Origin of the sequence: Bacillus sp. N13C7, assembly GCF_026790065.1 — a bacterium.
In the GTDB taxonomy this organism is placed as follows: Bacteria; Bacillota; Bacilli; order Bacillales; family Bacillaceae; genus Bacillus.
Genome location: NZ_JALAMO010000014.1, coordinates 53,641 through 73,870 on the forward strand (window position 1 = coordinate 53,641; position 20,230 = coordinate 73,870).

17 protein-coding genes and 1 pseudogene are annotated in these 20,230 nt (G+C 45.3%); 4 read left to right on the top strand and 14 right to left on the bottom strand.

Annotated features, from left to right (window positions below):
* Nucleotides 1–2: 2 nt before the first annotated feature.
* From MOB98_RS15890 to MOB98_RS15945, 12 genes and pseudogenes are all read right to left on the bottom strand, one after another.
* Complete coding sequence (locus MOB98_RS15890) at nt 3–182, bottom strand: small acid-soluble spore protein H (protein WP_024573066.1); 180 nt, start codon at nt 180–182, stop codon at nt 3–5.
* Between the two features lie 52 nt (nt 183–234).
* Nucleotides 235–2,052, bottom strand: a complete 1,818-nt coding sequence (locus MOB98_RS15895) for a sigma-54-dependent Fis family transcriptional regulator (RefSeq protein ID WP_268360456.1) — start codon at nt 2,050–2,052, stop codon at nt 235–237.
* A gap of 117 nt (nt 2,053–2,169) precedes the next feature.
* On the bottom strand, nt 2,170–3,546 hold the full coding sequence (gene acoL / locus MOB98_RS15900; RefSeq protein WP_268360455.1) for an acetoin dehydrogenase complex dihydrolipoyl dehydrogenase: 1,377 nt from the start codon (nt 3,544–3,546) through the stop codon (nt 2,170–2,172).
* 20 nt (nt 3,547–3,566) lie between these two features.
* A complete protein-coding gene (locus MOB98_RS15905) occupies nt 3,567–4,763 on the bottom strand; it encodes a dihydrolipoamide acetyltransferase family protein (RefSeq protein ID WP_268360454.1) in 1,197 nt (398 codons plus the stop codon).
* A gap of 13 nt (nt 4,764–4,776) precedes the next feature.
* Complete coding sequence (acoB, locus tag MOB98_RS15910) at nt 4,777–5,805, bottom strand: acetoin:2,6-dichlorophenolindophenol oxidoreductase subunit beta (protein WP_268360453.1); 1,029 nt, start codon at nt 5,803–5,805, stop codon at nt 4,777–4,779.
* A gap of 1 nt (nt 5,806) precedes the next feature.
* Complete coding sequence (gene acoA / locus MOB98_RS15915) at nt 5,807–6,808, bottom strand: acetoin:2,6-dichlorophenolindophenol oxidoreductase subunit alpha (protein WP_268360452.1); 1,002 nt, start codon at nt 6,806–6,808, stop codon at nt 5,807–5,809.
* A gap of 227 nt (nt 6,809–7,035) precedes the next feature.
* On the bottom strand, nt 7,036–7,725 hold the full coding sequence (locus tag MOB98_RS15920) for a hypothetical protein (protein ID WP_268367257.1): 690 nt from the start codon (nt 7,723–7,725) through the stop codon (nt 7,036–7,038).
* Nucleotides 7,726–7,754: 29 nt separating this feature from the next.
* Complete coding sequence (locus MOB98_RS15925) at nt 7,755–8,207, bottom strand: DUF6884 domain-containing protein (RefSeq protein WP_019713636.1); 453 nt, start codon at nt 8,205–8,207, stop codon at nt 7,755–7,757.
* Between the two features lie 459 nt (nt 8,208–8,666).
* The gene (locus MOB98_RS15930; RefSeq protein WP_268360920.1) at nt 8,667–10,445 is read right to left on the bottom strand and encodes an ABC transporter ATP-binding protein; all 1,779 of its coding nucleotides are present in this window, start codon (nt 10,443–10,445) and stop codon (nt 8,667–8,669) included.
* Nucleotides 10,446–11,225: 780 nt separating this feature from the next.
* Nucleotides 11,226–12,202 (bottom strand): annotated as a pseudogene (locus MOB98_RS15935) (tRNA dihydrouridine synthase).
* A gap of 373 nt (nt 12,203–12,575) precedes the next feature.
* A complete protein-coding gene (gene rlmD / locus MOB98_RS15940) occupies nt 12,576–13,976 on the bottom strand; it encodes a 23S rRNA (uracil(1939)-C(5))-methyltransferase RlmD (protein WP_268360921.1) in 1,401 nt (466 codons plus the stop codon).
* Nucleotides 13,977–14,089: 113 nt separating this feature from the next.
* A complete protein-coding gene (locus tag MOB98_RS15945; RefSeq protein ID WP_268360922.1) occupies nt 14,090–14,953 on the bottom strand; it encodes a DNA-3-methyladenine glycosylase family protein in 864 nt (287 codons plus the stop codon).
* A gap of 118 nt (nt 14,954–15,071) precedes the next feature.
* Here MOB98_RS15945 and corA point away from each other — a divergent pair, with 118 nt between their 5' ends.
* Nucleotides 15,072–16,031, top strand: a complete 960-nt coding sequence (corA, locus tag MOB98_RS15950) for a magnesium/cobalt transporter CorA (RefSeq protein WP_268360924.1) — start codon at nt 15,072–15,074, stop codon at nt 16,029–16,031.
* An 83-nt stretch (nt 16,032–16,114) separates the two neighbouring features.
* Nucleotides 16,115–16,975 (top strand): NAD(P)-dependent oxidoreductase, encoded by an 861-nt coding sequence (locus MOB98_RS15955; protein ID WP_268360926.1) that lies wholly within the window; start codon nt 16,115–16,117, stop codon nt 16,973–16,975.
* 38 nt (nt 16,976–17,013) lie between these two features.
* Here the strand turns inward: MOB98_RS15955 and pdaA are convergent, their stop codons facing one another.
* A complete protein-coding gene (gene pdaA / locus MOB98_RS15960) occupies nt 17,014–17,805 on the bottom strand; it encodes a delta-lactam-biosynthetic de-N-acetylase (protein WP_268360928.1) in 792 nt (263 codons plus the stop codon).
* Nucleotides 17,806–17,904: 99 nt separating this feature from the next.
* Nucleotides 17,905–18,090, bottom strand: coding sequence for an SE1561 family protein (locus tag MOB98_RS15965; protein WP_003239829.1), 186 nt, complete (start codon nt 18,088–18,090; stop codon nt 17,905–17,907).
* A gap of 145 nt (nt 18,091–18,235) precedes the next feature.
* Here MOB98_RS15965 and yfkAB point away from each other — a divergent pair, with 145 nt between their 5' ends.
* Nucleotides 18,236–19,357 carry a radical SAM/CxCxxxxC motif protein YfkAB gene (gene yfkAB / locus MOB98_RS15970; protein WP_268360930.1) on the top strand — a complete coding sequence of 374 codons (1,122 nt, stop codon included), beginning with the start codon at nt 18,236–18,238 and terminating at the stop codon, nt 19,355–19,357.
* Nucleotides 19,358–20,200, top strand: a complete 843-nt coding sequence (mscC, locus tag MOB98_RS15975; RefSeq protein ID WP_268360932.1) for a mechanosensitive ion channel protein MscC — start codon at nt 19,358–19,360, stop codon at nt 20,198–20,200.
* Nucleotides 20,201–20,230 lie beyond the last annotated feature (30 nt).

Consider the following 20,230-nt stretch of genomic DNA (forward strand, 5'->3'; position numbering starts at 1 on the left):
GTTTAATCCTCTTTTAAGTTAGTCAGCTGCACTTCATGCTCCTCTTGCGGTTCGTCAAGCGGATAAATTCTTGCTGTTCCAGTTTCTTCATTTACGTGCTGAATGTAAATAGGAACGCCGTTATATGTTACTTTCTTCATGTCGGGAGATTCTACAATTTCTTTCGCCCTTTGAATATTCATAGCAACACCCTCCTTCATACATAATGTTTCCATTTCCCGAAGGAAGTATGCTTTATGATTCAGCGGACAAATTGAATTTTTTCAAGCGTTTGTAGAAAGTGCTGCGGGGTATCCCGCTGATTTTGGCTGCTTGAGAGACGTTTCCTTTTGCAGATTCGAGCGCTTTGATGATGATATCTTTTTGGATTTTCTCACGAAGAGTCAGCGCGCCGGCAGCAGCCGGCTTTTTTTCTGCCGGGCTGACCGGAAGTCCGGCAGCCTCCAGTAAAGCGGTAAGCGGCTCATCTCTCAGCCTGCCGTCCGGAAATCTGATAGAAAGACGTTCAAACACATTAAACAGCTCGCGAATATTTCCCGGCCACCTCCATTGCTTCAGCACCTCCAAAAAAGCAGGAGGAAGTTCTCCGGGCCAATGATGTTTCTGTTTGTAGTACTGAAAAAGATCCGGAATATCTTCGGGGCGTTCGCGTAAAGGAGGAAGTTCGACCGGATAGACATGCAGGCGGTAAAACAAGTCCTCTCTGATTTTGCCGCTTTCGGCAAGCTCGCGCAAATCACAATGCGTGGCGGCAATGACTCTGATATCAACCGGAATTTCTTTCGTCCCGCCAACCGGCGTAATCTTGCGTTCCTGAAGCACCCGTAAAAGCGCAACCTGCATCGAGTGGGAAATTTCTCCGATCTCATCTAAAAATAAGGTGCCTTGATTGGCTTTTTGGAAGGCGCCTTTGTAGCCGCTTCGTTTCGCTCCCGTAAAAGCGCCCTCCGCATAGCCGAACAGCTCGCTTTCAATCAAATCAGACGGGATCGCTCCGCAATTGACAGCAATAAACGGGCCGTGCCGCCGCCCGCTGTTCTCATGAAGCGCACGTGCCGCGACTTCCTTTCCCGTTCCAGTTTCACCCGACAGACAGACCGTGGCATCCGCTGCAGCTGCTCGTTGAAGGCTCTTCAGCATCGCTTGCGATCTGCCGCTTTTCCCGATGACTCCATTGAATCGAAACGCCGTCTTTTTCTCTTGTTCCGAGAGATAAAAACAAGTGCCGCCATCCCCCATAGTGACGGCTTTTTCGATTGAAAAGCCCCTTTCCTTCAATTCATACAGGTGCCTTCCCTGCCAATCCGGCATTGAGGTTCGAATTGCTTCACTCGCGCTGATGATATGCTGTTTGGTATTGCAGAGCACCATTGGCACACGGGATGCAGCCCTATCCCCAAAACGGCTGATCAGCTCCAGCTCTTTCTCACGGCTTTTAGCTGCCAGTTCCCGTTCCGCGGCATAGGCAATCGCTGTTGCAATACCGAGCATATGAGGATGCGCGCCTGCTGCCGGACACGATATGTCAATCACACCCGCTAGACTGCCATCCTCATGGTGAATCGGAGCGGCTGAGCAGTTCCATTGATGGGAAGCAATTGAATAATGCTCTGATCCTTGTATCGCAACCGGCTCGCTAATGTGAAGCGCCGTGCCAATCGCATTTGTTCCGACAGCCGTTTCCGTCCAGCATGCGCCTTCAACAAAGTTGATGCATTTGGCTTCATAAAGTGCACGGGGATGTCCGTCCAATGCCAAAACAACGCCGTCTGAATCAATTAACAGCGCCATCATTTCCATTTCTTTTATGGCAGGCAGCAGTTTTTCAAGGTAAGGCTTTGCGGTCGTCAGGAAAAATGAATGCTTTTTTGACTGCTGATCCAGCTCGGTTTGCTGTAAAACCTTTGGGCCTTTTTCTAAATAAGGATTGACCTCAGCTTTTTTGCAGCGATGCCATGACTCGGCGATCCGTTTTCTTAAACGGGCTTCGTCAAGCACACCGTCTTTCACAAAACGTTTCCAGGTTTGCAAATCGTTTGGGACCGAATTCATCTCCTTGATCGCTCCTCCCTTACACGCCGTTTTCATCTATTGTAGGGGAAAAATAAAGCGCTTTCAACAATAAAAAAAGCAGACGCCGTATATTCCCTGCGCCTGCTTTTTTCCTTGTTACGCATGCACTGCAAGCCCGATCGTGCTTAACAGCGCCTCGTGCAATGTTTCCGACAGTGTCGGATGGGCGGCAATAAAGTGCTCCGCCATGTCAGCCGTCATCTCGCTATTCATAATCGCAGCCGCTTGGCCGATGAGCTCGGTCACATCCGGTCCAATCATCGAGACACCGACGATTTCGCCGAATTCCGGTTCGGCCACGATTTTGACCTTTCCTTCTGCTTGCTGTTTAATGAGCGCCTTGCCGTTTGCGGAAAAAGGAAATTCGCCAATCTTCACATCCCCGTATATGCTTCTTGCCTGTTGTTCTGTCATTCCGATACACGCGATTTCCGGTGATGTATAGATGCAGCGCGGTACATGTTTCTCATTGATTTTGACATCCCTGCCGGAAGCGTGAGAGGCAGCGATGATGCCCTCATGGAAAGCTGCATGCGCCAGCTGAATGCCTCCGATTGCGTCCCCGCATGCATAAATATGAGGAATGTTTGTCTGCATGTGGTCGTTCACCGGAATGCCTTTTGGGGAAAAATCAACTCCAGCCTGCTCCAGCTGTAATCCGTCAAGACGGGGTTTTCTGCCGATCGCGACCAGCACATAATCGGCCTTCGTTTTAAACTCCCGCTGCCCGCTTTTCCAAATGGCCGTTTTGTCCGCTTGATCCACCCGTTCTAACCGGGATGAGGTATGCACTTCAACACCGTCTTCCTCAAGCTTTTCCTGAAAGAGACGGGCAATATCTTCATCTTCAGCCGGAATCAGCTGGCCGGCTGCTTCAATGATGGTCACCCTCGATCCCAGTCTGGCAAACAGCCCGGCGTACTCGCAGCCAATGACACCCCCGCCAACAATGACAAGTGATGACGGAATTTCAGAAAGAGAAAGCGCATCCTTGCTGTCGATGATCCATTCGCCGTCAAACGGGGCAAATGGGAGCTCGATCGGCTCTGATCCGGAGGCAATCAATACTTGGTCCGCCTCTCTGATTTCTTTTCCGTTTTCTCCTTCAATTAAGAGCTTTCTGTCAGAAAGAAAGGAAGCCGTCCCTTTCACAGCCTGTATTTGATTTTTCTTCATTAGGTACTGAACGCCTTGGACAAGCTGTCTGACTACCTGTTGTTTTCGATCCTGCATTTTGCCCCAATCAATCGAGATTGCACCGGGCGGAAGCTCAATCCCAAAGCGGTCGGCATGCTTGATTTTATCAAGAACGTTTGCGCTTTCTAACAAAGACTTCGTCGGGATGCAGCCTTCGTTCAGGCAGGTTCCCCCAAGGCGGCCTTTGTCAATCAGCAGCACGTTTCTGCCCTGCTGTGCCGCGGAGACTGCAGCCGCATAGCCTGCAGGCCCGCCGCCGATAATGGCTAGTGTCATGTCGTTTTCACCTGCTTTTCCTATAAAATTAATGCTGCCGGTTCTTCTAAATATGTTTTTATCGCCTTTAGAAAGGCGGCGGCAGGGGCGCCGTCACAGACTCTGTGATCAAATGTCAGGCTGAGCGGCAGGATCGTGCTTTTGACAATTTCTTCCCCTTGATACACCGGCGTATCATAGCTTGCTCCGATGCCAAGAATGCCTGTTTCCGGCGGATTTAATATCGGTGTGAAATGCTCCACTCCGAAAGCGCCAAGATTTGTAATGGAGAAGGTTGATCCTTGCAGTTCTTCACTTCCCGCGCGTCCCTCGCGTGCTTTGTTGGCTTTTTCTGAGATGGAGTGAGCCAGTTCGATCAGCGATTGCTTTTCAGCATGGCGGATGACTGGCACCACTAAGCCATTTTCCAAGGCCACAGCCATACCAAGGTGCACATGGGGATGTGTGATGATGCGCTCATTTTGATAAACGCTGTTCAGTACAGGATGAGCTTGCAGGGCGAGAACGGCGGCTTTTGAGATAAAATGAGTGATCGTCAGCTTTGTGCCGTACCGTTCTTCAGCAGTCGGCGAAAGCTGTTTTTGAAGAGCGGCAAGCTTAGTGATATCAGCCTTCATTGTAATCGTCAGCTGCGCACTGTTTGCCAGGCTTTCCTGCATTCTGGCTGCGATGACTTTTCTCATGCCTGTCACTGGGGTTTCCTGCGCTTTCTGCTCAGAAACCGGCTCTGCCCGATCTTTTTTCGGTTCAGCCAGCGCCTTTGTGACGTCGTCCTTCACGATTCGCCCGCCTGGTCCAGTACCCTTCAGCTGTTTCAGGTCTAATCCCGCTTTTTCTGCTATTTTCCTGGCGACTGGAGATATTTTGATCCGTTCTTTTTTAGCGGCTGCGGGTTTGTTGTTTTGTTTGATGGGCTGGACGGCTGGCGATGCGCTGTTTTCTGCAGCAGGCGCGTCCACCTCTTCCTGCACCGATTCATTGGCTTCCCCGATGTAGCAGATCGCTGTTCCGGGCGGAACCTCTTCTCCCTCTTTCACTTTGATATCGATCAGCGTTCCATTTTCGGGCGCCTCGATGTCCATTTCAATTTTCTCCGATTGAATGCTGGCAATGCTTTCTCCTTTTTCAACCGGATCGCCTACTTTTTTATTCCATATTGATACTTCCCCTTGTTTCATGGCCATTCCCAATTTTGGCATCACTACTTTTACCGCCATTTGTGTCCCCCCTTTAATTCATTGCCGGCTCGCCAAGCAATTTAAGCGTGACGCTGACTATTTGATCTGGTGTCGGCAAATATTGATCTTCAAGCACCGGCGAGAACGGAACTGGTGTATGCGGTGCCGTAATCCGTTTAATCGGCGCATCAAGCAAATCAAAGCCCTTGTCTGCAACAATCGCAGCAATATCCGTGGCAATGCTGCAGCGCGGATTGGCTTCATCAATGATGATCAATCGGTTTGTTTTTTCCAACGACCTAAAAATGGCTTCTTCATCCAGAGGAGACAGACTGCGGGGATCCAGCACCTCGGCTTCGATGCCTTTTTCTGAAAGCTGTGCAGCCGCTTCAAGTGCGGTATTGACCTGCTTGCCGACCGCAAACAGCGTGATATCGCTCCCTTCGCGTTTGATGTCCGCCTTTCCGAGCGGGATTGTATAATAATCTTCCGGCACCTCGCCTTTCATGTTGTAGGACGTTTTGTCTTCAAAAAAGAACACCGGATCATTGTCTTCTATTGCCGCCAGCAGGAGGCCTTTGGCGTCATACGGATTGGACGGAACAACCGTCTTCAGACCCGGGATGCTGGTGAAAAGACCGTACAGCGCCTGTGAGTGCTGAGCAGCTGCCCGGAATCCCGCTCCGTACGTGGTGCGGACTGTAATCGGCACTTGCGCTTTTCCGCCGAACATATAACGGAATTTCGCCCCTTGGTTGATCACCTGGTCAAAGCATGTGCCGATAAAATCATTAAACATCAGCTCGGCAATCGGTCTCAGCCCGGTGGATGCCGCAGCCATTGCCGCACCCATATAGCCCGCCTCAGAAATCGGTGTGTCCAGCACTCTTGTACGCCCGAATTCCTGTACAAGCCCCTTTGTGACCCCTAATACGCCGCCCCAAGCCTCATCATCCTGCAAATGATCGACCGCTGCTCCCCCGGCGACATCCTCACCGATCAACAGCACATTTTCGTCTCTTCTCATCGCAAGCTTCATCGCTTCATTGATCGCGTCTGACATGCTTATGACTCTGGCCATCTCACATTCCCCCTTTTTCATATGACACGTAGACGTCTGTCAGCAGCTCTGATTCTTTTGGATATGGACTGTCTTCACTAAACGAAACGGCTTTTTCAATCGATTCGCTGACACGCTGTTCAATGGCTGACAGCTTATTGGCATCTGTTTCGTTTAACAGGTAGTTTTTAAAGCCTTGAATGGCATCCTTTTCTTCAAGGTGCTCAACTCTTTCATCCTTCGTTTTATAGGTCTGGGCATCCCCTTCGAAATGTCCGTAGTTTCTGTAGGTCATACATTCAATCAAAGATGGGCCTCCGCCGTTTCTTGCTCTTTCTATCGCTTCCTCGGCTGCCTGGTAAACTGCTAAAATATCTTTTCCGTCAACTGTGACCCCCGGCATATTATAGGCAGCAGCCCGGTCGGCGATTGAATCACAGGCTGACGCGTACTCAAATGGGGTAGCTTCGCCGTAGCCGTTGTTTTCAGCAACAAATACGACAGGAAGGTTCCATACTGCCGCTAGGTTCAGCCCTTCATGGAAGGTGCCTTGGTTATTTGCTCCGTCTCCAAAAAAGCAAACGCTTACATTTTTAGTTTGTTTATATTTAGCGGTGAGCGCTGATCCGCATGCGAGTGTAAATCCGCCCCCGACAATTCCATTTGCCCCTAGCATGCCTTTATCGAGATCGGCAATGTGCATAGAGCCGCCCTTGCCTTTGCACAATCCGGTCGCTTTCCCGAAAATTTCCGCCATCATGCCGTCCAGATCACAGCCCTTGGCAATACAATGGCCATGTCCCCTGTGCGTGCTTGTAATGCTGTCGCCATCATGTAAATGAGCGCACACACCTACAGCCACCGCTTCCTCACCGGCATACAAATGGACGAATCCGGGAAGCACTCCCTGTGCGAACAGCTCATGCACTTTGTCTTCAAAGCCCCTGATTTCCAGCATCTTTTGGTACATCCACAGCGCTTTCTCCTCAGTTAATGACAAGCCTTCTCGTTTTAACAATTCCATTTTGTGTGCCTCCTTCTATTTAGGGTTCACATTTATAAATGCAAGAAGTGTGCCAGCCTTTTCGGCCCGTAAAATCAATCTTTCCATTTTCATACTGGAGACAGTTTGAGACAGGTGTCTCATTTTGTCTCGATTTGTTCCATTTGTCTCGTTTTATGGCAATAAAAAAAGACCGGACATCTGGTCTTCTGACAATGATCGACGTATTTATTTCCTCGGAAATCTCTTTAAATGCCTAATTCTTCTGCATCGTTTGGCTGAATAGCTGTTTTTGGGAGAAAATCTATTGAATATTTGACATAACCGATACCGCCGTCACCGTCCTTCTGCATACAGTCTATCGTGCCGTTTAAATATGTATATCCCTTTTCATTAAGCGTTTTTCTGACCGTTTCCGCCATCTTTGCAGCATCTGTTTTTGATAATCCGCTGGCATCTAACTGAATCGTCATGTTCATAGACACTTTTTCAGCCAGCTGCTTGTTCCATTTTGTATCTAATGTAAACTCTCCGTTTTCGATACTCAAAACAGCATCAGCCTTTATGACTCGCGGAACCGCTTTTTTCAGGTCTGCTTCGATTGCCTTCGATGCTTCTTCATTTACATGTTTTGCTACTGATTCGGTGTACGCTTCTTCAATTCCATCGCACGCTACTTTAGGATGGAGAAATCCCTTCGTACACATTGGATAATGATGAGATTGGGTGTTTGCTTGGAATACATATTCAGAGGTTTTAGCGTTATATACCCCATTCGTGATCTTGATTTCTTTTTTTGGATAGGTTTCCTTCACATAAGAGGTAAGTTTCTGCTCAGCAGCATTTTTCGAAAATGGATCACCGAACCATACATGATAGATATATAGTCCGCACCCGAATACCGCCATGGCAAGCAAGCCAAACACAAGTTTTTTCATGTTCACCCTCTTTTCTTCATATGTACGTGCTACAATTCTTGCTTTTCTTCAACAGCCCGGTTCAGCGCTTGAAGCATGTAGCCAATGCCTTTGTACGATGACAGCGGCCAGCTGATATGCTGATGCTCTCCGATGACAGCGTTTAGGACGCTTCGATATTTTTTCCCGCCAAGCATGACTAGCTCTTCGATATCTGAAAAGCCCTTTTCGTAAAATTGGCGGTGCAGGTTCTCAGCAGTCATGATCTCCGGATGACCGGTGCCAAAAGTCACATCGTAATTTTCCGATACGATATCATCAGGGCGAAGGAATCCGTGCTTCGCCGATAAAATGACCCACTCATCGAAAAATGCTTTCGCATACCGCTCGCATGCCTGATGAAACGGGCTGAGATAAGCGTCCTCCGCCCTTACCGGCCCGGCATCAGGCTGGACATCCCAAATTTTTTTCTTCCCGCAGGGGATGATGCATAGTCGTTTCATTTTCCTCTCCCCCTTTATAATGTATCAATGTACCATTATTTCTTATTCCTGCATGACTAAACAAGAGAAGAGAGGTTTCGCTACCTCAACAGCTTCATTGTAACCCTCTCACAGCAGTTGATACTTTAGCAGAATGTCCTCCTGAATATCGAACTTTTATGATGATACGGTACGGCCGATAAGCATATACGTTTCCTTATTGCTCCTGAACTCTTTTGATCAGTAGCTTGTGTCTTCACTTCATCTTGAGCCTGTTTGGATGGCCTTTTAGAGAAGAAAAACCTCTTTAGCTGGATGTTCCACCTCAAGTAGTTTTTTCTTTAAAAAGTCGTATATGGATATTATCATATTTACGGCTATTTTCATCCTATGTTAATTCAAGTAAAAGATAGATGTATAAAAAAATTAGGCAACCATACACCAATAGAATTTGGTAACATAGCAGCCTAATTGAGTATATTAACTTGACCCTATATTATTAGTTTGTTCGTTTAACTTACATAGTACATCATTGCCTCGATCCATTTGTTCTCTAATTACTCTTACATAATAATCATTTCTCTTGATTAATTCTTCGTGTGTTCCAATATCTTCTAACTGTCCATCTTTAATCACAGCAATTTTATCGGCACCTTTTACAGTGGAAAGTCTGTGAGCTATGATAATAAACCCCATATCCCCTCTCAACTGAGAAACTGCTTTAATTAATTCCTGTTCTGTATCACTGTCAACATTGGAAGTATACTCATCTAACAAAACGAATGAACTTTTCCTTAAAAAGGCTCTAGCAATTGCTATTCTTTGTTTTTGCCCTCCAGATAGATAACTACCGTAGTCACCAATATCCGAATCATATCCATCGTCTAATTTCATTATAAATTCGTGAGCACTCGCTTGTTTTGCAGCAAATATGACTTCTTCGTCTGTTGCATTTGGATTTGCATATTTGATATTATCCTTTATTGTCCCGTCAAACAAAGATGTATCTTGAGAAACAAGGCTAAACCCTTTTCGCCAAATTTGTGGAGGAATATTTTTATAAGAAACGTTATCAATTAGCATGTTGCCTGAGTCTGGTTCATAGAATCTCTCAAGCAAATTGATAATTGTTGATTTCCCCGCACCACTCTCACCAATCAATGCTAGTACTTCCCCACGACAAACATTTAAAGATAGATTAGATACAACATTTTCCTTCTTATTGTAAGAAAAATTAACATTTTCTAGCCTGATTTCACTAAAAGGAAATCTCATTTTTCTATCATTCTCTGTTATGCTCTCTTCTTCTTTTTCCATCAATATTTCAAACACTTGTTTTAAGGAACCTTTCGCTTCATGATAAGAGCCAATGTTCATCCCAATTCCCGCTACGTGAACAATAACCTGGAATAAGTATAATACAAAAGCAACCAACGTACCCATTGTAAGGTCTCCAGAACCTAAACGCCAGAAACCAAATCCAACAACTATAACAACGATCACAAAACCAATTACACTCAATAAAGGATAGATTACGGAATCTATAATCGCTTCTCTAATACTCAATTGATACATATTAGAAAAAAAGTTCTTTCCTTTAGCTTGTTCATCCGCTTCCCTACCATAAGCCTTCACAATTTTAAAATTCCTAAGTATTTGTGAAGAAAACACGGTAACCTCTGATAATTTTTCTTGCCGACTATAATTAATATGCTCTATTCTTTTAAAAAGCGGTAAAACTAGAACAAAAGTTAACGGAACAAGCACAATGACTAATATAGTTAACCAAAAATCAGTTAACATTAAAACTATAATGGCTCCAATCACAGAGATAATAGCCATCACAAAATCTATTAGGTCTTTTGTTAAGATAGATGAAATTAACGTGGCATCTTCAGTTAGCCGACTAACTAAAGACTCCGACTTATTTTTTTGGAAATATGAAACAGGCAGTTTTAATATTTTGCTCCATAAAATTTCCCTTAATAAATATACTACTTTTTCTTCTGTAAACTTTATAATAGAGGAGGCAACTGTAGAAGATACACTATCTGCTATTAACAATCCTACAACAAGGGCAACTAACGTCCAATCTATAACTTGATTTGAAAATTGATCAACAAACTCCTTTACAATCATTGGAGAAACCAAACCAATAGCAGCACTTAACAACGATAAAATGAACGCTATCATCAAAGCGATTCTGCTTTTCACTGGTAAAGTATATTTTATAACTTCTACAATTGTTTTTTTAGACATATGATGTATTCCCCCATGCAGGTTAGTCATAGATATAGTATAGATTTTTTATTTAATTATATCAAATACAGAAATAACACTTTATGTAATTACTTTTTCTTCTTTTTCTTTTTCTTCTTATCAGGAACTTTTTTTGTTACTTTTCTTTCAACCTTAAGGAAACCTAAACTAACTTTAATAACTGTTTCTACTACCTTTGCCATAAACTATCCTTCCCCTTTTATACTTCTACACTATAATCTATGACCAACACCTAGTAAATGTTAGCATAATATATTAAAAATGTAAATATTATTCCTTTTTTTCTGATACTTTATCTCTAAAAAATTATATTCCTTATTAAGAGATTATTTTACATTAATTCATAGTTACTAATATTTTTGTCTATAACGTCCCTTTTATGAAACTAAAACATTTTGTCAATAAGTCAAAATAAGATGTTATTTATACTTGTAGATCTAAAGGTCAGTAACAAATAAATCGTTTAGATAAAAAAGTTCCACTACTAAATGATGGACTCTTCAACAGTATATTTTCCGCCCCTTCATTTTCCTTACTGACTGTCACTGGCTTAATTTATTTTGCCTTTTCCCTCGATATAAAGTCTAGATCTCGGAAGTAGGAAAAGGAATACCAAAAGCCCAGACAGATCAAGGACTGCAATGAAAAAAACCCGGAAATCGGAATTGTTTATTTTACCGAACATCCAGGTTTATTTGAGTCAAGAATTGTGTGAAAATCCCTTTATTTTGTTAGCCTTTTTTGAATCAAGCACTGCTGTTACTCTATCCCATCAAGATCTTTCTCTCAAAGTCGTCGAGCAATGCACGCACTTCATCTGTTGACTTTGTGTTCATGCATTGATTTCTTAAGTCACTTGCCCCTCTGAATCCGCGGAGATAAATCTTGAAAAAGCGAGGAAGAGGCTTGTACGGACGCGCTTCTAATGCTGAATATTTATCATGAAGATCCAGATGCAGCCTTAAGAGATCAAGCAATTCCTTGCTGCTATGCTCTTTTGGCTCATTTTCAAAGGCAAATGGATTTGTAAAGATACCGCGCCCAATCATAATCCCATCAACACCGTATTGTTCAGCAAGTTTCAAGCCGGTTTGGCGGTCAGGGATATCCCCGTTGATTGTCAACAGTGTATCTGGTGCCACCTCGTCACGAAGTTTTTTAATCTCAGGTATTAGCTCCCAATGCGCATCTACTTTGCTCATTTCTGCTCTTGTACGCAAATGAATAGAAAGATTGGCAATATCCTGTTTCAAAATGTGTGTCAGCCAGTCGCGCCATTCGTCTACATCTGTATATCCAAGCCTTGTCTTCACGCTTACAGGCAATCCCCCTGCTTTTGCAGCTTGTATTAATTCTGCCGCAACACCGGGACGGCAAATAAGGCCGCTTCCCTTTCCATTCCCCGCCACATTAGGCACAGGGCAGCCCATATTGATATCTAGTCCTTTAAATCCTAACTCTGCCATGCCAATACTCATTTTACGGAAGTTTTCAGGCTTATCTCCCCATATATGGGCTACCATTGGCTGTTCATCCTCTGTAAAAGTCAAACGGCCGCGCACGCTATCCTTTCCATCCGGGTGACAATAGCTCTCTGAGTTTGTAAACTCTGTAAAAAATACATCCGGTCTGCCTGCTTCACTTACTACATGCCGGAAAACAACATCTGTCACATCTTCCATTGGTGCCAGTACAAAAAATGGCCGTGGTAATTCACGCCAGAAATTATCTGTCATCATACATTCAAATCCTTTCATTATGGGATATTTCAAAACCTTTATCCCAACATTAACAAGCTGACCATACTTCTTTTACACTTATAGCATGCTTCAGCAGTTCTTATCAAACGATAGTAAATTTTGAACATTTATATCTTTACACACATAAAAAATTGACACAGTAAATCAAGTAAGAAAAAGCAGTTTGAGTCTTAGGGTTAGGTACACGAGCCAGTTTTCTAGTGTTGTTTCTGAAAATTTTCTTACAATAGCTGGAATACGCCGCATCCTTGTTTCCTGAGTCACTACCCAAATAAAACGCAAGGAAAAGACCCGAAAATCGGAATTGTTTATTTTACCGAGGTCCAGGCCTGATTAGAAGCTGTTTATTTTAGTTAGACGATTTCAATACAAGCTTGGCCACCGCTTCAACATGCGCTGTCTGCGGAAACATATCCATAGGCTGAATATATTCCACGCGATAGTCCTTTGACAGCGCCTGCAAATCCTTCGCAAGCGTGGATGGGTTGCAGGAAACGTAGACAAAGCGTTTCGGTTTGACTTTTTTGATCGTGTCCAGGAACGTGCTGTCACAGCCGGTTCTTGGCGGGTCCACGATGACGACGTCAGGTCGGAAGCCTTCTTTCGTCCATTTCGGGAGCCAGTGCTCGGCTGTTCCTGTTACGTATGTGGCATTTGTCATGCCGTGTTTTTTGGCGTTTTTCTTGGCATCGTCAATTGATTCCTTGATAACGTCCATGCCGCGGACTTCCTTCGCTCCGTCCGCAACCCACATGCCGATGGTGCCGACGCCGCAATACGCATCAACGACTTTTTCTTTTCCGGTCAGCTGCGCCGCTTTTTTCACTTCATCATACAGCTTGACGGTCTGTTCCGGATTGAGCTGGAAGAAGGCGCGGGCGCTCAATTCAAAGGATACGTCTCCGAGCACCTCTTGGATCACTGTTTTTCCGGCGAGCGGTTTTGTTTTCTCACCAAAAATCACAGAGGTTTTCGCTCCGTTTACATTTTGGATAATGGATTTGACCTCTGGCAGGCGCTTTTGGATCGCTTTGACGATTTCTTCCTTGTGGGGAAGCGTTTCTTTTGCTGTTACAAGCACGACCTGCACTTCGCCTGTTTCAAAGCCGACTCTCGTCACTATCGTGCGGACGTCGCCTTTTCGTTTTCTTTCATTATAAACAGACACATTGAAGTCCTCTAAAATGCGGCGGACGATGCCTGTTGTTTTATTAGTTGCCGGATGCTGAACAATGCAGTCTTTAATCGGCACAATGTCATGAGAATCAAGGCCGTATAAGCCGGCGATAATGCTGCCGCTTTGCGAGCGCCCGATCTGGAATTGGCTTTTGTTGCGGTAATTCCACGGATTGTCCATGCCGATTGTTTCTCTGATGTCCATATTCTCTATTTTAAACTTCGTGTGACGCTCAAGCGACTGAATGACGATGTCTCGTTTTTCCCGAAGCTGCTGGCTGTATGCAAGGTGCTGAAGCTGGCAGCCGCCGCATTGTTCGTATACAGGACAAGGCGGTGCCACGCGGTGCTCCGACGCCTTGCGGATTTTTTTAATGCGGCCCTCCGAAAACTTCGGCTGAACCTTTGTGGCCTGCACGACAACCTCTTCACCAGGAAGCGCGCCGGGCACAAAGACGACTTTTTTCTTAAAATAGCCGACACCTTCTCCGTTAATGCCGAGACGCTTAATCGTCAGCGGAAAGGTTTGTCCGACCTTCAGTTCGACGGGCGCCTGTTTCTTTTGTTGGTTCACGTTGTTCTCTCCGTTTCTATATGAAGCTTTCTGCAGATGGCAGAAAGTGAAATGGTTTTTTCACATCTTTCTAGTATAACACGTTTGCAGGATTTCCTTCATTGTCAGACGAATTATTCTATACTTCTCCACAAATACAAAGACGCATAGCTTAAATAAGGCTCCCACTCCTTGCTCATCGCCAGCATGACGTCCTTTGCCGGTTTATCGTCCAGCTGAAAATGGCGTTTGATCGCGTTCTGGAGTCCGATATCGGCAAGCGGGAATAAATTAGGGCGTCCAAGCCCGAACATGAGGACGTTTTGCACGGTCCACGGGCCGATGCCCCTGATTTTGACCAGTTTCTTCATAATGTCTTCATCCGTCATATGCGGCAGCTCTGACAAGCTGAGTGTGCCTTCGGCGATCATCCTTGATGTATCAATGGCGTATTCCGCTTTTCTCATGCTGAACTGCAGATCGCGCAAATCCTGATAATCTAGTTCCGCAATCGTTTCCGGCTTTGGATAGCACCACACGCCGTCCTTCTGCTCGCCAAACGCATGGACAAACCGTTCTGTCAGCGTGTAAGCGAAGGAAAGATTGAGCTGCTGGTGGATGATGCATTTCATGATGCAATTGTACACGCTGTAGTCCAGTACAAGCGGCGTGCCCGCATGCTCTTCAAAAATGGCTGACAGACTCGTTTTCGAAAAATGATCGAGAACGTGCTGCAAATCATGTTCCCATTGAAAAATCCGTTTGATTTCCTGCATCATCTCTTCCTGATCCGCTTCTCCGCTGACGAGAAACTCAGGTTCATCCGCATGGCCTAACGCCTGTACCTTTACAATACACACGTCCCCCGCCCGGTTTCTGATCGGCACGCGGATTTCCCGTGCTTCTCGATCTGCCGCATTAAGAGGGTCTAAAGACAGTCTGTCTAACACGCGGTCAAAATGGTACGGAGGCGTAGCAGCTACGTTTTCCTTCCACATGCCATTCACCCTTTTTTCGTTTTTTGTTCAGTATAACACGCCGTTGGAAATAGGCAGAGAACACCGTATACTTTTCTCATAAAGGCCGCATGATATAATGGCAGGTGGAGGGTTGTTTATGATCAACATTACCGCAATTACAACAGAGCATCAGCTGCTGAAAAATATACCGATCGAACGAGTGGAACAGCCTGATATTGCGTGGTACTGGGTTGATTTTTACGGCCCGGAGGATACGGAAACGGCGTTATTGAGAGATTTTTTTCATTTTCATCCGCTTGCCATTGAGGATTGCTTCCAGCATATGCAGCGGCCTAAGCTTGACCATTATGACGGTTATCGCTTTTACGTGATTCATGCGCTGAATAAGGAAACACTTGAGACGGAGGAAGTCGATATCTTTCAAGGCGACAAATTTGTCGTCACCTTTCATTTACACGAAACGCCCGGTATTGCCAAAGTCCGGGAGCGTTTGTATGCTTCACCGGACATATTTAAAAAAGGCCCTGGGCACATTTCTTATATGATCATGGATCAGCTTGTTGATGAATATTTTCCTCTCGTATACAAAATTGAAGACCGGCTGAACGAAATTGAAGAGAGCCGTCCCCATAAAACCTATGGAACGCTGATGAACGAGGTATTTGATCTCAGGACAGATCTTTTGCATTTGAGACGGACGATAATTCCGATGCGTGATTTGCTCTACCGGATTTTAAGCCTTGACCATGTGAAAGAGCAGCGCGAAACGAAAGCCTACTTCAGCGACATATACGATCATTTGTTAAAATTATCTGAGATTGTGGAATCCAACCGTGACATGACGTCCGACTTGCGTGACAGCTACGTGACACTGAACTCAAATCGGATGAACGCGATTATGATGACACTGACGATCGTATCGACTATTTTCATCCCGCTTACCTTTATCGCCGGCGTATATGGCATGAACTTCGACAACATGCCGGAGCTGCATTGGGAATACGGGTATTTCGCCGTGCTTGGCCTGATGGCTGCACTTGTGATCGGGATGCTGATATGGTTTGTACATAAAGGATGGTTCAATATATTTAAATGAGGACAGCGTGAAGCTGTTCTTTTTTTGTTGGCATATCATGTTCTTTTGTTTATAATGGAAAAAATATTCAGGGAGTGATCAGATTGAAAATTGCTGTCATCGGACTTGGCAATATGGGGCAGCCCATTGCCCGAAATGTGCTTCAAGCAGGCTACGAATTGACTGTATATAACCGGACGAAACAAAAGGCAGAGGAACTAGCATCAGAAGGCGCGCAGGCAGCTGACACACCGCGACAGGCGGCAGAATCCGCTGATATTGTGATCACGATGCTTTCGGATGACGATTCTGTCAGTGCTGTGACATTCGGAGAGGACGGGCTGATTAAAGGATTAGCGGAGAACGGCATTCACATCTCGATGAGCACGATCAGTGTTGAGTTCTCAGAAAAGCTCGCCGCAGCTCATGCAGAAAAAGGACAATCCTTCCTCTCCGCTCCTGTGCTCGGCAGACCGGATGCCGCCGCCAAAGCTGCGCTCCGCATCATAACAGCCGGACCGGCGGAAGCGAAGCAAACAGCCAAGCCTCTGCTCGACAGCCTGAGCCAGCAGGTATTTGATGTCGGCGAAGAAAGCAAGACAGCAAATGCGGCCAAAATCAGCATCAATTTCCTGCTTGTGTCCATGTTGGAGGCGTTATCTGAATCATTCTTACTGATGGAGAAATACGGTTTAGAACAAAAACAATTTTTAGAAATTGCCAGCGCGCTCTTTGGCTCTCCAGTCTATCAAAATTACGGAACCATCATGGCCGAGGAGAAATTTGAGCCGGCCGGTTTCAAAATGTCTTTAGGGCTGAAAGATACCAATCTGGCACTCGCCGCCGCAGAACAAGTCGCTGCAAACCTTCCTCTTGCCGAGCTGGCCAAGAGCCATTTTGAAAGCGGGATTGAACAAGGCTTCGGAGATCTGGATTGGGCCGCACTAATTAAATGTATAAAATAATGAGAAAAGCCTCTCCGTTTTAAGGAGAGGCTTTCTTTTTACAAAGACGGCAGCTTCATCTCTTTCTCAAACATCAAATCATCAAGGCTTTTAAATGTGTAGCCCTGTTTTTTCAGATCTGTAATCGCATCATCCAGTGCTTCGGCATTGTCTCTTGATACAGTGTGAAGCAGGTAAATAGCTCCTGGATGCGCCTGCTTGATCATATGATCGTAGGCATATTTCTTTCCCTTCTGATTGTTGATTTTCCAATCGACAAAAGCGACTGACCAGAAAACGGTTTGATAGCCGAGGCGCTTTGTTTCTTTCAGCACGTATTCACTGAACACGCCGCGCGGCGGGCGCAAATACAAGTTATCCTGCTTTCCCGTAATTTTATAGACCTCTTCGTTGACGGAATCAAGCTCGTCCTGGATCTGATCAGCTGTTTTTGTGGTCAAATCCGGATGGTGAAAGGAATGGTTGCCGATAATATGGCCTTCATCTGACATACGCTTGATCAGCTGGGGCTGATCCTTCACAAAATGTCCAGTGACAAAAAATGTTCCTGTTACGCGATGTTTTTTTAAGACATCAAGCACCTTTGGCGTATAGCCATTTTCATAGCCGTTATCAAACGTTAAATAAATTGTTTTTTCCTTTGTATTCCCTAAATAAAACGCGTCATATTTATCAATTAAGCTGTTCAGCTGCTTCCCGGCATCAGGCGGCTGATGATTGACACTGCGTTTAAAGCCCCAATTGATTGGCTCATTCGGCACCGCTCCCGCCTGTGCTGCACCGCCGGCAAGCAAAACGGCGGCGCAGCATATTGAACACATCCACTTCATGGCCAGCGCTCCTTCTGCATTTTTTCTTATTTTACAGAAAGGCGCTTCGTTTTATACTGACGCTTTATGCCAATAGAAAAAACCGCGGCGTGCGCGGTTTTATTCCCAATCTTTTTTAAAGCGTTCGTATTTGGCTTCAAGGTCATCAAGCATGCTGATGAGCCTGTCTATATCTTCAACGTCGGTTGCTTCAGGGTCTAATGAATCGATGACGTTCATAAACATATCAAGTCTGTTTTTTAAATAATCTAGCTGCTGGTCCTTATTGTTTACTGCGTTCCCCATTCTGCTCCTCCATTCATTTTTTATTATGGTAGCTCATTTTTTGCCCTTTTTCAATTGCTTCGCTACTTGCGAACTTGTCAAATCAGGTCTAAAATTAACTGTTGGCAGCGTTAGTATGCCCCATTTATAAAGGAGTTAGATAGTCATGACACAAAACACGAAGCTGCGTCCGATCACACCCGAGTTTGACCCTTGGGAAGCCTATATGGATGTTGACCAGTATGGAGACATGCAGCTGACAAACGTTGAATTTACAACGACGACACTGTGCAATATGAGATGTGAGCATTGCGCTGTAGGCTATACATTGCAGCCTAAAGACCCGAATGCTCTGCCAATAGATCTTTTGTTAAAACGACTGGAGGAAATTCCGCGCCTGCGGTCCATCAGCATTACAGGCGGAGAGCCGATGCTTTCGCTAAAATCAGTAAAGGAATACGTCGTTCCATTATTAAAATATGCACACGAGCGGGGCGTACGAACGCAGATTAATTCAAACCTGACCCTCGACATTGAACGATACGAATGGATCATTCCGTATCTTGATGTGCTACATATTTCTCATAACTGGGGTACAGTTGAGGATTTCGCTGAAATTGGCTTTGCCATGATGGACAGAAAACCAACCTTCGAGCAGCGCGCACGTTATTTTGAAAAAATGATCGAAAACAGCCGCACGCTCGTAGAGGCCGGAGTGATGGTATCTGCGGAAACAATGCTGAATAAACGCACACTTCCACATATTGAGCATATTCACCGCCAAATCACAGAAGATATGAAATGTCAGCGCCACGAAGTCCATCCGATGTATCCGAGCGATTTCGCAAGCGCTCTTGATTCTCTCAGCCTGAAAGAGATGAGACAGGCCATTCACCGCTTGCTGGATATTCGCGATGAAAAGACGTGGATGCTGTTCGGGACACTGCCGTTTTATGCCTGCAGCCCGGATGAAGAAGATCAAAAGCTGCTTCGCCGGCTTCGCGCGGCGAAAAATGTTACGGTGAGAAATGACCCTGACGGGCGTTCCCGCCTGAATGTGAACATTTTCGACGGAAACATTATCGTGACCGATTTCGGTGATACACCGCCGCTTGGCAATATTCAAACGGACAGCCTCCCTTCCGCCTATGAAAAATGGAGAGAGACGAAGCTTGCAAAAGAGCTGAATTGCCATTGCCCGAATGTCCGATGCTTGGGGCCGAATGTGCTCGTCAAAAACAGTTATTATCAAGATACAGATTTCACAAAACGTCAAGCCAGGAGTTAGATGCGGATGGAAGAAACCCTTACGGAGATTTTTCAAAATAAAATCGTTGATATTCTCCTCGTTGCCGTTATCCTTTGGATTGGTGTTTTTATCATCAACCGGCTGGTACAGCTATTTTTTAAACGGACGGATTTCATTGAAGAAAGAAAAGAAAAAACAATTGAAAGCTTGGTTCGTTCTGTCACCCAGTATACGGCGACGATTGGTTTTATCTTTTACGTTATATCTTTATTTGTGCATGATTTCGGCAAAATTTTAGCCGGGGCAGGCGTGGCCGGTATCGTCATTGGTTTTGGCGCCCAATCGCTGATTAAAGATGTGCTGGCAGGTGTGTTCTTAATTTATGAACGCCAGCTGCACAAAGGCGATTATGTCACCGTCAACAATTTGTTTAACGGTACTGTAGAGGAAATCGGCCTTCGCTCACTGCAGATCCGGGAATGGAGCGGGAAGCTGCTCACCATCAGCAACGGTGAGGTCAGACAGATAGAGAACTATAATATTGATTTTATGCGGATTACCGAATCCTTTCTCATTAGCTTTAAGGAAGATCCGGACCGCGTGTACAGCGTATTGGAAGAAGCATGTGACATGCTGAATGAAGAGCTTCAGGATTCATTGAAGCGCGATGAATTCGGCAATCCGACAGAACCGTTTCAAATCCACGGGATCACCGCATTAAATAAAATCAACCGCGGCGTTGAATTTACGGTAAAAGGCATGGTGAAAGATGATGATTATTTCAGCGCCAGCCTTGCAGCAAGACGGGTTCTCGTTCGCCAGCTGTACCAAAACAATGTGCAAATGCTTGAGGAAGCGGTCAGAATCGAGAGAACGCAATAAAAAAACTGATTCCGAGTTGGAATCAGTTTT

Excerpts from the sequence above, each read along its gene's own strand:
- MOB98_RS15890 (WP_024573066.1), bottom strand. The coding sequence starts at position 182 with ATGAATATTCAAAGGGCGAAAGAAATTGTAGAATCTCCCGACATGAAG.
- MOB98_RS15895 (WP_268360456.1), bottom strand. The coding sequence starts at position 2,052 with ATGAATTCGGTCCCAAACGATTTGCAAACCTGGAAACGTTTTGTGAAA.
- acoL (WP_268360455.1), bottom strand. The coding sequence starts at position 3,546 with ATGACACTAGCCATTATCGGCGGCGGGCCTGCAGGCTATGCGGCTGCA.
- MOB98_RS15905 (WP_268360454.1), bottom strand. The coding sequence starts at position 4,763 with ATGGCGGTAAAAGTAGTGATGCCAAAATTGGGAATGGCCATGAAACAA.
- acoB (WP_268360453.1), bottom strand. The coding sequence starts at position 5,805 with ATGGCCAGAGTCATAAGCATGTCAGACGCGATCAATGAAGCGATGAAG.
- acoA (WP_268360452.1), bottom strand. The coding sequence starts at position 6,808 with ATGGAATTGTTAAAACGAGAAGGCTTGTCATTAACTGAGGAGAAAGCG.
- MOB98_RS15920 (WP_268367257.1), bottom strand. The coding sequence starts at position 7,725 with ATGAAAAAACTTGTGTTTGGCTTGCTTGCCATGGCGGTATTCGGGTGC.
- MOB98_RS15925 (WP_019713636.1), bottom strand. The coding sequence starts at position 8,207 with ATGAAACGACTATGCATCATCCCCTGCGGGAAGAAAAAAATTTGGGAT.
- MOB98_RS15930 (WP_268360920.1), bottom strand. The coding sequence starts at position 10,445 with ATGTCTAAAAAAACAATTGTAGAAGTTATAAAATATACTTTACCAGTG.
- MOB98_RS15945 (WP_268360922.1), bottom strand. The coding sequence starts at position 14,953 with ATGTGGAAGGAAAACGTAGCTGCTACGCCTCCGTACCATTTTGACCGC.
- corA (WP_268360924.1), top strand. The coding sequence starts at position 15,072 with ATGATCAACATTACCGCAATTACAACAGAGCATCAGCTGCTGAAAAAT.
- pdaA (WP_268360928.1), bottom strand. The coding sequence starts at position 17,805 with ATGAAGTGGATGTGTTCAATATGCTGCGCCGCCGTTTTGCTTGCCGGC.
- MOB98_RS15965 (WP_003239829.1), bottom strand. The coding sequence starts at position 18,090 with ATGGGGAACGCAGTAAACAATAAGGACCAGCAGCTAGATTATTTAAAA.
- yfkAB (WP_268360930.1), top strand. The coding sequence starts at position 18,236 with ATGACACAAAACACGAAGCTGCGTCCGATCACACCCGAGTTTGACCCT.
- mscC (WP_268360932.1), top strand. The coding sequence starts at position 19,358 with ATGCGGATGGAAGAAACCCTTACGGAGATTTTTCAAAATAAAATCGTT.